The 12,138-nt window shown below is 53.1% G+C and carries 10 protein-coding genes; 3 read left to right on the top strand and 7 right to left on the bottom strand.

Annotation, left to right across the window (positions count from 1 at the left end; all coding sequences use genetic code 11):
• Positions 1-69: 69 nt before the first annotated feature.
• A complete protein-coding gene (locus QMQ05_RS07240) occupies positions 70-957 on the bottom strand; it encodes a helix-turn-helix transcriptional regulator (protein ID WP_345474222.1) in 888 nt (295 codons plus the stop codon).
• A gap of 129 nt (positions 958-1,086) precedes the next feature.
• On the opposite strand from QMQ05_RS07240, the gene QMQ05_RS07235 reads away from it, so the two are divergent.
• Complete coding sequence (locus QMQ05_RS07235; protein ID WP_345474220.1) at positions 1,087-1,938, top strand: SDR family oxidoreductase; 852 nt, start codon at positions 1,087-1,089, stop codon at positions 1,936-1,938.
• The gene (locus QMQ05_RS07230; RefSeq protein ID WP_345474218.1) at positions 1,935-2,711 is read left to right on the top strand and encodes an SDR family oxidoreductase; all 777 of its coding nucleotides are present in this window, start codon (positions 1,935-1,937) and stop codon (positions 2,709-2,711) included. The genes QMQ05_RS07235 and QMQ05_RS07230 overlap by 4 nt, the downstream gene beginning before the upstream one ends.
• A gap of 92 nt (positions 2,712-2,803) precedes the next feature.
• Here the strand turns inward: QMQ05_RS07230 and mutM are convergent, their stop codons facing one another.
• Genes mutM through QMQ05_RS07210 form a run of 4 tightly spaced genes read right to left on the bottom strand, consistent with a single transcriptional unit; the run spans position 2,804 to position 5,159 of the window.
• On the bottom strand, positions 2,804-3,718 hold the full coding sequence (gene mutM / locus QMQ05_RS07225; RefSeq protein WP_345474216.1) for a bifunctional DNA-formamidopyrimidine glycosylase/DNA-(apurinic or apyrimidinic site) lyase: 915 nt from the start codon (positions 3,716-3,718) through the stop codon (positions 2,804-2,806).
• An 11-nt stretch (positions 3,719-3,729) separates the two neighbouring features.
• Complete coding sequence (rnc, locus tag QMQ05_RS07220; protein WP_434063182.1) at positions 3,730-4,407, bottom strand: ribonuclease III; 678 nt, start codon at positions 4,405-4,407, stop codon at positions 3,730-3,732.
• 24 nt (positions 4,408-4,431) lie between these two features.
• Complete coding sequence (gene rpmF / locus QMQ05_RS07215; RefSeq protein ID WP_013348816.1) at positions 4,432-4,635, bottom strand: 50S ribosomal protein L32; 204 nt, start codon at positions 4,633-4,635, stop codon at positions 4,432-4,434.
• A 2-nt stretch (positions 4,636-4,637) separates the two neighbouring features.
• Positions 4,638-5,159, bottom strand: a complete 522-nt coding sequence (locus QMQ05_RS07210) for a YceD family protein (RefSeq protein WP_345474669.1) — start codon at positions 5,157-5,159, stop codon at positions 4,638-4,640.
• 351 nt (positions 5,160-5,510) lie between these two features.
• Here QMQ05_RS07210 and QMQ05_RS07205 point away from each other — a divergent pair, with 351 nt between their 5' ends.
• Entirely contained in the window at positions 5,511-6,719 is a 1,209-nt protein-coding gene (locus QMQ05_RS07205) for a CDP-glycerol glycerophosphotransferase family protein (protein ID WP_345474213.1), read from the top strand.
• Between the two features lie 90 nt (positions 6,720-6,809).
• Here the strand turns inward: QMQ05_RS07205 and QMQ05_RS07200 are convergent, their stop codons facing one another.
• Together QMQ05_RS07200 and QMQ05_RS07195 are read right to left on the bottom strand one after the other, a co-directional pair.
• A complete protein-coding gene (locus tag QMQ05_RS07200) occupies positions 6,810-10,625 on the bottom strand; it encodes a CDP-glycerol glycerophosphotransferase family protein (RefSeq protein ID WP_345474212.1) in 3,816 nt (1,271 codons plus the stop codon).
• A 209-nt stretch (positions 10,626-10,834) separates the two neighbouring features.
• A complete protein-coding gene (locus QMQ05_RS07195; protein WP_345474210.1) occupies positions 10,835-12,109 on the bottom strand; it encodes a CDP-glycerol glycerophosphotransferase family protein in 1,275 nt (424 codons plus the stop codon).
• Between the last annotated feature and the right edge of the window lie 29 nt (positions 12,110-12,138).

Here is a 12,138-nt window from a genome sequence, read left to right as displayed (position 1 = left end):
CTGCGCGACGTTGAGCAGCCTTCGACTGTTTTAATTCCACCGTGATTCCTGAAGTACAGGAAGATACTGTCAGTACCGGTCTACTGAACCCTGTACGGACTCTTCGTTTTCTGGCTCAGCTGGATGGGCATGCAGGCTGGCCAGCAATGACAGCGCATCGGCGCTGGGGCTGTCCGGTTCAGCGCTGTAAACGATCATTGTTAGACCGGTATCGGAGGTCAATTCCATCGGCTCATAGTTCAGTACTAGGTCACCAACTTGTGGATGGTGGATCCGCTTGGTGGCTGCCTCATGGGTGAAGACCTCGTGCTCACCCCACCAACGACGGAACTCATCACTGCGCGTGGATAACTCGCCAATCAAGTCCGTCAGCGGCCGGTCAAAGGGGTTGCGACCAGCCTCGGCGCGCAAAGAAGCAACCATCTGCTGCCCGATGAGATCCCACTGCGGATAGAAGTCGCGACTACGTGGGTCAAGGAAGAAGAAACGCGCTGTGTTCGGCGGTTGCAAGCTGGAGGTGAACATCGGCGCATACAGTGCCTTGCCAAGAGTGTTCGCAGCCAAGAAGTCACTGCGCCCATTGCGCACCCAGGCCGGAGCAGACATGGCGTCCAGTAACTGTTGCAAAGCTGGTCGCACGCGCCGTGTTGGAGAGAAACCTGAAGCCCGCTTGCCACTATTTGCTGTCCGTGCAAGGTCCATCAAGTGGCGGTGTTCCACCTCAGACAGCCGTAAGGCACTAGCCAGTGCTGTCAGCACACCTTCGGACACCCCGCGCAGGTTACCGCGTTCCAACTTCACGTAGTATTCCACGCTCATCCCGGCCAGCATGGCGACTTCTTCGCGGCGTAGCCCTGGCACGCGGCGTCGCGGTCCTCCGCCTAGTCCGACATCTTCGGGTTGCAAGCGGTCACGGCGACTCTTAAGAAAATTCCGAACCTGTTCTGTGGTGTCCATATTTCAAGGTTACGTTTTCATGCTTCATCCAAACAGGTACTGCTGGTGTCTGGAACAGGATACACAACTGGAAAACGATAGAAGGGAAGAGACAACAACGCAAAGATCAAAAAAGTGTAAAGGAAGGTCATGAGCAAAGTTATCGTGGTGATCGGTGCGGGGCTGATAGGGCAGGCAATTGCCCGCCGGGTTGGTGCCGGTCAAAAGGTCCTCCTAGCCGATATCAATGAACAGAATGCACGTAGCGCAGCCCAGGTCCTTGACGATGCAGGGTTTGAGACCAATACCGCGGTGGTAGATGTTTCCTCCCGCGAGTCGGTGCACGCTCTGGTAGAAACTGCCACGAGCTTAGGTGAAGTCACCGGCGTAATCCATGCAGCTGGAGTTTCCGCCAGCCAAGCATCCATCCACCAGATCCTCGCGGTAGACCTCTACGGCACAGCTCTAGTCTTGGAAGAATTCGGTCATGTCATTGCTTCAGGTGGCTCTGCCGTGGTGATTTCCTCACAGTCAGGTCACCGCTTACCAGCGCTGAGTATCGAAGATGACCGGGCATTGGCTACCACTCCGGTGGACCAGCTACTTGAATTGCCGTTGCTACGCGAAGAGAACCTCAGTGACGGTTTGCACGCCTACCAGCTCTCCAAGCGCGCCAATGTTCTGCGCGTACAGGCCGAAGCCGTACGCTGGGCACAGCGCGGGGCCAGAGTGAACGCGATCAGCCCGGGAATTATCATCACTCCCCTAGCCCGCGACGAACTTAGTGGCGCCAACGGCGCCGGCTATCAAAAGATGATTGAGCTCTCCCCCGCACACCGAGCAGGTACCCCGGATGAAATCGGCACGGTGGGCGAGCTATTGATGACTGAACGCGGAGCGTTCATTACCGGCAGTGACATCCTTATCGACGGCGGAAGCACCGCCTCCCACTTCTACGGCCCTTTAGCAGGGCTAGCACCCACTCCGAAGGAGAAACCATGAGCATTAAACCGCTGACCGTCTTGATGATCGGCGCTACCGGCAGTATCGGCCGGCCAGCCGTAGCCCAAGCCCTAGCTCAGGGCTACACCGTCCGTGCCCTGGTGCGTGATCAAGCCCGCGCCCAACGCCAGCTACCCGAGGCAGTAGAACTCGTTGTTGGTGACCTCACCGATGCACAGAGCCTACGTACCGCCGTCCAAGATGTTGACGCAATTGTTTTCACCCATGGCTCCAGCATCCAAGAATCGGACGTACGCGATGTCGACTATGCCGGAGTTGCCAACGTACTGGCGGCGTTGGACGGCCGGCCGGTACGCATCGCGCTAATGACGGCAGTGGGCACCACACGCCCCGGTGTTCCCTATGCGGCATGGAAGCGTCGTGGTGAACGACTTGTCCGTGCCAGTGGTAATGACTACACCATCGTTCGTCCGGGCTGGTTCGACTACAACGATGCTGACCAGCGCCAGATCCTTATGCGTCATGGCGATACCAAACAGTCCGGTGGACCGGCTGATGGCGTGATTGCTCGTGATGAGATTGCCCGCGTGCTCATTGATTCTCTGAGCAATGAAGCCGCGAACCGCAAGACACTGGAACTGGAGGCAACACAGGGCAAGGAACAAGAAGATCTCACCGCGGACTTTGCCGCTCTTCAGGCCGATGAGCCAGGGGCATTTGATGGTGTCTTAGATTCCAACACTGTACCGGTGAGCCAAGGGCCACAACTCTTCCGAGATGATTTGGACCGGATCGGCAGTGCAGGCAGGTAACGAAATTTCCGCCGTCTGTTCTACGGAAAAGTAATCATTTTAGAGTGGCGCGTCGGCTTCCCTATGTAGAAGCTGACGCGCCACTTGCTTGATTAGCGTCGAGGCTGACACACAGGGCAGGTATAAGAGGAACGTCCCATAAACGCGTCACGTCGAATCAATGACACCCGGCCGTTTTGAGCACAGCGGAGGCATTCTTTGCCTTCGCGCCCATAGGCATTCAGCGAGCGGGCGAAATAGCCGCTTGCCCCATTAACATTGACATACAGCGAATCAAAGCTTGTTCCACCGGCGGCCAGTGCACGAGTCATGACATCAATCAGTGCATCGTTAAGTCGTTGTACTTCTGGACGTCGAATCGTAGCTGTTTTAAGCAGGCCGGAAAGCTTTGCTTGCCATAAAGCTTCATCCGCGTAGATATTACCCACTCCAGAGATCACGCCTTGGTCCAAGATCGCGCGCTTCAGTTGCGTGCTCCGTTTACGCAGGGCGACATACAGGTCCTCAGCGCTACGGTGCGGATCTAGGACATCTCGGGCAATATGTGCCGCTGCTTGTGGAATGGCCGCTTCAGTTGTTCCTTCACCGGCTGGTAATCCGTCCGGTGTTGTTACCAGCGGCGAGATGAACATGCCACCGAAAATCCGTTGGTCAACAAACCTCAGTTCACCTGGATAATCCAGATGCTGCGCAAGAGAGAGCCTGACCTTGAGATGCTTTTCATCTTCAGCTTCCGGCTCTTCCACCAAAAGCTGACCGCTCATGCCTAGGTGGGCTACGAGAACCGCCGGAACTTCTAGTCCATCAAGACCGAGCCAGAGGAATTTTCCACGGCGCACGGCAGAAGAAATGGTGCAACCAGTTAGCGTTTGTTCAAAGTCTTGTGGACCGTCAAGGTGCCGTCGCACCGAACGCGGATCCAGAACTTCCACGGACTCCAAGGTCCGCCCGCGCACCCATTTTTCGAGTCCGCGACGGACTACTTCCACCTCTGGCAGTTCAGGCATCGATGAGGTTCTTAGTTCTTGGGAATCTGCTCGCCAGGATTAAGCTGCAACCATGTTTGATGGGCTGCTTCCTGTTCAGCTTCTTTTTTCGATGGCCCGTGGCCTTCACCATAGCCTTTGTCATCGATATGTAGCACGGCGAGGTATGTACGGGCGTGATCCGGGCCGGAACCGGTGACCTGGTAGCGAAGTTCGCCTAGCTTACGGGAAGCGACGACTTCTTGAATGACGGTCTTCCAGTCGGTGGTAGCACCGAGCAGGCGAGGATCTTCAAGTAAAGGTGTGACAAAGCGTAGGACGAATGCACGAGCTGCGTCCATTCCCTGCACTAGGTAAGTGGCACCGAGAATTGATTCCATGGTGTCAGCCAGAATGGATGACTTATCGGCACCATTGGACTGGGCTTCGCCACGTCCAAGCAGGAGGTGTTTCCCAACTTCCAGATCACGGGCAATCATTGCTAGAGCACGGGTGCTGACGATGGCAGCACGGCGTTTGGCGAGGTCACCTTCGGGAAGGTCTGGGAATTTTGCGTAGAGGTATTCAGCCACGCAGAAGCCAAGAATTGAATCGCCTAAGAATTCAAGGCGTTCATTGGTTGGAATGCCACCGTTTTCGTATGAATACGAGCGATGGGTAAATGCAAGACGAAACGTCTCGGAATCAATTTCGATTCCGAGACGCTTCATAAGTTCTTCTTTAGAAGACATGTCTTAGACGTCTGCGACCTTGCGACCCTTGTACTCAAGGAACAGTTCGGTACCAGCCGAGTCGGTGACAACCTTAGCCTGGTGAGGCAGGCTGTAAGTTACGCGACCGTTTTCAACGGTCTTCACCAGGTTCGGCGCGGTAGCCTTCCACTGAGAACGGCGGGCACGAGTATTCGCACGGGACATCTTCCGCTTTGGAACAGCCACGACTACTTCTCTTCTCTCTTGTCTGACGTTTTAGTTGTTGTCGCATCATCTGCGACATTGTCGGACAGCTGCGCTAGCGCTGCCCAACGTGGATCCAGAATCTCATGGTGATGCTCGGGGTCTTCGTTGAGGTTGATTCCGCATTCATTGCAGAGCCCCAAGCAATCTTCCCGGCAAACCGGCTGGAACGGCAGGGCGGTAACCACTGCGCTCCGTAATACCGGATCGATGTCAATCAAGTCACCGATTACCCAATACTGATCCACATCATCATCGTCTTCGAATTCTTCGCTCTCTTCATAGTAGAAGAGCTCTTGAATATCAGCCTCGTAGTCGTACTCGATGGGATCTAGGCATCGTCCACATTCCCCAGCAATTTGTGCTGTAGCGGTACCCGATACCAAAATTCCTTCATGCACGGCTTCAAAGCGAAGATCTAAGTCAAGCTCAGATCCTCCACGAATGCCGATGAGTGCATTTCCCACATCTGCGGGAGCCGAAACCTGCTCGTTGAGAGTTTTCATTGAGCCAGGCGAACGGCCGAGCTCTCTGGTTGAAAAAACCAGAGGCGAGTTGCGATCGAGTTCGCCGTGTGACGATCGATCAGAACGCTTATCGCTAATGATGACTCCTATAGAAACATAGTCCGACATTTCATCTTAGCTTGCCGTTGCCCAAGATCCCAAACTGAAACCAGCTTTCGAACCCTGATGACGGTGTTGCACTCACCACAGCGTAGCGCACCGGAGGGCGAAAAGACGACTAATGACTGCCAATGACAGTTCGAGTATCAGGCATGGCAACCGCGCCAGCCTGATCCGGACATCTATGATTGTGAGGGACATTTGACGTGTATGTATGGTGGAGGATCTCAAATGACGGTGTTGAAAAATCTGAATAGTGCGGCATCTTATGTTCGGCAACGCTTGACGGCCCGGCAACAGCGCAAATTCATTCAACGCCATGCTAGTGAGCTCTACCAGCTACCCACCGGTGAAAACCGCTACAAGGTCGCCTTGTATTTTGCCGACGAAATGGTCAACGCGTACCAGATTCGGCAGTGGTACGAACCGCTCAAACACTTGGCGCAACACGTTCCAGTTGTCGTTATTACCCGTCGTCCAGACTCCGCTTTGGAACTGCGTGAAGAGTGCCCGCTACCCATTCACTATGCACCGACAATTGAAGACGTTGAAAAACTCGTCAACACCCAGGACTTGCGTCTGGTGTTTTACGTTAACCAAAACATCCGCAACTTCCAGATGATGCGTTTCAACAGCCCGGATCACGTATTTATCAGCCATGGCGAAAGCGAAAAGGCCTACATGTGGTCCAACCAGCTCAAAGCCTACGACTACGTATTCTCTGCGGGTCAGGCCGCCCGTGATCGGCTGGACCTGCACCTGCGTAACTTTGATGCGCAGTCCCGTACTCGCCTTATCGGCCGGCCGCAGATTGATGTTTCCTACCTTGCCCCGTACTCGCTGAATACGTCTCTTCCGACGGTGCTCTACGCGCCAACATGGGAAGGTGACCGCCCTTCCATGCAATATGGTTCGGTAGTCTCGCATGGTGAAAAGCTGGTTGAGGCGCTGATCAAGGACGGTGGCTTCAACGTAATTTTCCGCCCGCATCCACGTTCAGGCGTGAATTCAGCCGCCTACGGTCAAGCCGTTGAGCGCATCCGTGAGAAGTTGGCAGCGGCAAACGCAACTTCAGCAGCCCGCTTACTTTTTGATGACACCACACACTGGGGATGGCAATGGTCTGCCTCTGATCTTTGCATTACAGACATTTCGGCAGTGGCTTATGACTTCATGGCCACCGGTAAGCCAATGTTCGTCACTACCCCTGTCTCAAAAGCAGCTACGGTCACGGATTCCCCTGCTCTGTCTAAGGTCCCAGGTTTGGATTCAGAGGCATCTGAAGATATTTGCACCCTTGTTCGTTCGGCGTTATCCGAGGAAGACGAGCGTCTGCGTGAAGTCGTTGAGTATTACTTCGGAGATGTCTCACCAGGAGCCAGTATGGAACGTTTTGTTTCAGAATCACTAGCCTTGGTTGAAGCTCGGGCCGAAGGCTAGTAGCAGCTACGAGAAATTTAAGAAGTGGCGTGTTCTAACAATCGTTAGAACACGCCACTTCTTACTTTGTACTCTGCGTTTTAGCTGTGCCTAGACTTTTACGCCGTCAACGAGCTGTTCAAACTGAGCAAGTGCGCCGTCTTGGTATTCTTGTGCGTCGAATTTCTTCTCAGCTTGATAACCGTTCAGGTACTGGCTCATACCATCGACTAAGCCGGCAGCGGAGTTTTCAACCAGTAATCCATAACCATCGACAAGCACACTATGTGAACCCACCACATCGGTAGAAATAGCTGGTAGACCCAACATCATCGCTTCAACCATCGCCAATCCCTGACCTTCATAGTCTGAAGAAAAGACGAAACAATCAGCAGTCTTCAGCGTCGGGAATGGGTTCGACAAGAGGCCGGTGATAACCACCTTGCCAGTGAGACCACGAGCATCAACTTCAGTTTCAAGATCTGTGCGCAGTGGGCCATCGCCAATCATTAACAAACGAGTTTGCGGGTGCTGTTCATGTACCTGAGCGAAAGCCTCCAACAATTTCATCTGCCCCTTTTCTGGGGACAGTCGTGCCATGTTGGCGAATACGGTCAACCCGTCGCCTTCGAAGGTATGAACTGGCTCTTCCAACGTGGACCACAGTAATGGCTTCTCAAGGTCCAAAAGGTTTTCAGATACGGTGAATTTTTCTTCTTCCAAACCAAACTGGCTGGAGAGTTCCTTGACGTTCTTCTCCCCTACACTTTGCGTCACGGAGACCAACTGATCATAGTGGCGGTAGGTCGCAAAGAGTCCTGGCATGGTCCCAAAGCGAAGCTTCCATTCACCAACCATGTCATTGTGCAGGTAAATGTAGGTTCTTTCAGCGTTGGTATGAGCCGATGCGAACAAGCTAGCCCAGAATCGCGAGTAACCCTCAAAATTGATAGCGGCGTCAAAGCGCGCATCACCAAAGGAACGCTGCATCTCGCGCGCCATAGTACCCAAGTGGACTTGTTCGGCACCCGGCGAATCGAAACCACGGTGAGCGTGATATCCGTCGGATACCCAACGTTCTTCGGCAGACATGATGGTGGCTCCGGCTCGTGGCAGGATTTTTACATGTTCTGGCAGAGAATTCAGGATCTCTAAGGAATCGGCATTACTGGCCACCGCACCCATATCAACAGCTACGGACACGTGATACTTCGAAGGATCCAACGAACCGATGAGGTTGGTAAAGGCTGTCGCGATGCCGTTGGGCTTGAACGGGCCCTGGTAGAACAACAGTTTCTTGCGTTCATCCTCTAGGGGTGCAAGTACATGCGAATCATCGTCAAAGAAGAAGAATTCAATGACACGCTCGGTTGCCTTGCCATCTTCCATTGGCGCAAAGTCTTCAAGGTTCTTGGCGAAGTTACTATGCAGCTGTCCTTCAGCAGCACTAAGCGCAGCCTTGAGCTCTGCTGAAACATCGTCAATTGAGTTGAGCACTTCACCTGGCCAGGTGGAGCGTTCAAAGTACAGTCCACGCTCTGCTTCATAAGCTTCAAAGTCCGGGGTATAGAAAATAACCGGCTTCTTGGCTGGCAAGAAGTCATAGAAAATCGACGAGTAATCGGTGATCAATACGTCGACAACGGCGAGTAATTCATTGGTGTCTATGGAAGAAGGCACCACAGTGGCATCGAGTTCAGCATCACCAATGAGCTGCTCAGCGAAGCGATGGGCACGGAAGAGCATGTGATGCTCGCCCTGAGCCATAGCAGCCAAATCCTCCACGAGTCCGTTCACATCGTATGAACGGGCCTTGAGCTGTCCCCTCCAGGTTGGCGCAAACAGCACAATTTTCTGGTGGTTCAGCGGATCAATACCCAATTCATTCAGAATCTCGTCTCGACGCTCCTGGCTCATATTCACCATCTGGTCAATGCGAGGACTTCCACTCAAGGCGACCTTAGCCGGGAACAAGCCGTCAAGATCATGATCCGTGCTCAATGTCTTGAGAGTATGAGTATTGGGCACCATCATGTGAGTGGTCTGCAGGAAGTTACGTTGGACATTGCGGTGTTCAGCCACGCCATCCTTGACGAGCTTGCCCATGAACTTTAGCGGTGTGCCATGCCAGGTGTTGAGGACCTTCTGGCCGTCGCGACGAGCAAAGTATGTAGGGAACGTCGCGTTGTTGACCAGGTACTTAGCTGTCCCTAGTAGCTTGATGTATTTGTCCGAATGCTGCTTGATGATTGCAACGTCCGCATCATTGGCCAGCTGAGCAGGAATCTCAGAAGACTCGTTATAGACCCAGGCATAACGGAAGTGAGCAAAACGCGGGTCCTGTCGCATCGCTTGATAGATTGCGAACGGATGGCAGTGAACATTCTTGCCGTGAGAGGACTCAAAGAGCACAAGATTCTCATCCAGCTCTTCAACATCACGTGCGTGGATAGCCAAAGCACCACGACGGCGGCCCACTCCCTTCAGTGCATTACCTAGACCAGCCACGGAAATTTCAGTGAACAGCAACATGCCCTCAAAGTAATGGCAGGCTTGCTCAAAATTGCCTAGCTTTGCATAAGCCTGACCGGCCCGGGCCTGCCACTGTCGCTCAGTTGATGAGGCGTGCCAAATCGCCTCAGCATACGCCGAAGCAGCTCCGGCCCAGTCACCCCGCGCAGCACAAATAGCTGCACGCTGTCGGTGCTCATTGGCGCGAGGGCCAGCGGCTTTAGAACCTCGGAAGGATGCGCCAAGATAGCCCCATTCAGAAGCTGCTTGGAGGTAGCGTTCACTGGCTTGGGCATACTGGCCAGTTTGGTGCAGGCTGTATGCGTAGCGGAACAAAGCGACAGCCGCATCAACGCGCTTCTGATCTGAAAGCACATCAACAAAGCGCGCGAAGCACTTAGAAGCAGCTTTGAAATCGCCGGCACGTGAGAGCACGCGTCCCTGCGCATAACCGGCCAATACCCGGTCTTCAATGCTTTCGGCGAGCTCTTCGGCATGCTGGTAATACTCGGCAGCCTGACGGAATTCAAAAAGACGCGAAGCTGCTTCACCGGCACGGTAGTTAAGCAGATAAAGATCAACGTCTTCTTCAACGTCAGCCAGTTGCGCTTCATAAGCATCTAGGGCGCGGTTCCAGTCATCTTCACGTTCGTGAAGTTTGCCGATACCAATTTTTTGGACCGACGTGTCCGCCGATCGCAGTACCGCATTAGAGTAAGCCGATTCAGCTTCTTCGTGTTTGCCCTGCTCCTCTAAACTACGCCCGAGACCATACCAATATTTCACTTGTTGGTCATCAAATTCGAGTGCCTTGCGATAATGCTGTTCCGCCAGCTCAAAGCGGGACATGTACGCAGCAGCCTCAGCGGTCAGGTACGACCACTTGGGGTCCTGGGTGTGTTGGTTTTCGTATTGCAGACGTATATCTAGTTCCCGCCAGCGTTGGCTACTATCTAGCAAGAAGTTAGCGATGGCAGCCGAAGCTTCTGGATTATCGGGGAAGTCTGCGACGAGTTTATCCAGTACGGCTGATGCTGCATCTGCCTTACGAGCCAGGCGAGCACATTTGGCCCAGCGAATGCGCCAGGCGATCTTAGTTGGGTCACCTTGGCTGGAGGCTGCAAAAAGTTCAAGAGCACGGTCATACTTTTTCAGACGCTGCATGGTCAAGGCTAGAGTCTGGATCCACCCAAAACGATGGGGCTGGCGTGCTACCGCCGCCTCGATTTGTGACATGGCCTTTGCATACTGTTTGCACTTGTAAAGGCTGAAACCATAGCGGAACTGAATTTCTGCAGATTGCGAAAGACCTGTAGCCAAGGTGCGCTCGTAATACAGAGCTGCAACCCGATAACGGCCCAACCGTTCAATGCGACGGCCAATGCCTAGGGCTACGCGTGTACGAAAATCATCCACCAGTTTTGTTTCCTTCAAGCGAGATCAAACTTTTGGGCACATGATGACTTGTGCCCGCATAACTATCGATTCTGCCTTAGCAGCGGCCCAATTTCTCCAATAAGAGACTGAGTGTTGGGATCGTTAAGGGCAGAACTAAATACAGAACAATGAGCACCCCAAGCCAGATGACGAAGGCTCGGGGTGCTCATATGAAAAACTATTGACGCTTAACTATGCCAACCTCGGAAATTCACCAAGTTCTTTTGGCGTTCAGCAATCAGGTCTTTGACAACCTGCTGGAAGCGCTTGGTTGATTCTCCACGGGTTAACTCGCCGAAGTAGAACTCGCGCATTTCTAGGCGTTCAGTCTTATGCTCATCATTGGTGAGAGCATCTTCGAAGAGTGCAGGCAAATCGTTAACAGACTTACGGTCAATCACGTGACAGGCCTGAGCAATCGGAGCGTCCCGCAAGAGGTTCTTACGGTTATTACGGCGATCCGAAATCACCAAAGGCTTCTCTGGCTGCAAGTACAAGTAATCCAAACCGACGCTCGATACATCGGTAATCAGCGCGTCCGTGGACTCAAACATGGCAAGAATATTGCCCTGCTCTGAGATCACGTGACCTGAGCCCGCATCGATGGATGCCTGCAACAGATCCTTGATCTGTTGATGAGCTTGTGCAACCTCAGGAGTCTTACTTGTCTCAATCCTCGGGTGAGGCTTGTAGATAATCCTCAGGCTTGGATTCGCCAACAGCGCTTCGACAATAGCTACGCCATAACGATCCAACGAGGTGTAGTTGTTGTCATCATTTTCGCCTTCCCAGGTAGGCGCATACATGACATCAAATTTGTCACTTGGCTCAAGTTCACGCTTGAAATCAATATCAAGCTGCGGACGCCCAGTGACAACCAACTTATTGAAGTCAAAATCAATCAGCATAGTTTCGTGACGCTTGATCGCAGCGGGACCAGCAACAAAGACCTTATCGTAGGCCTTGGCCTTGTTGGACACCATGGAAAGCTTGTCGCTTTCGCCGTGATTGACGTGAACATGCACCAGTCGTGGATGATCCAGAGACTGGAAATTGCTACGTGAGTTATTCACGTAGATGACTAACTTCAGATCATTATCGTCATAGAGATCCATGAGATCAGTGAAACGACGCGCAAAGATCCTTGGAAGATCCGTCAGCTTGCCCGCAGCATTGAAGGCACTGACGGTACGGAACACCAGCAAGACTTCTTCGGTCTGATGCAGTTCTTCAAGAACGGGCAACCATTGCGACACTTGGTAAATCTTGTCGGCACCATCACCAAAGTACACGGCCACAGAGCCGGGAACCGGAATGTTGGAGACGCCAACGTTGGCACCTGCAGGCCGATTTACAAAGCCCATCGCCCGGGTAAGACGCTTCGCCTCAGGCCGACGGCCGACCTTACGCAAGACACCTTTAACACTTGCTTTGATGGAACTGGTGATGTTCTCGCTAGACATGGGATCTTTCACTAGAATGCTTCAACTGA

Origin of the sequence: Glutamicibacter sp. B1, from assembly GCF_039602135.1 — a bacterium.
In the GTDB taxonomy this organism is placed as follows: Bacteria; Actinomycetota; Actinomycetes; order Actinomycetales; family Micrococcaceae; genus Glutamicibacter; species Glutamicibacter ectropisis.
This window is presented reverse-complemented; position numbering and strand designations above follow the sequence as displayed.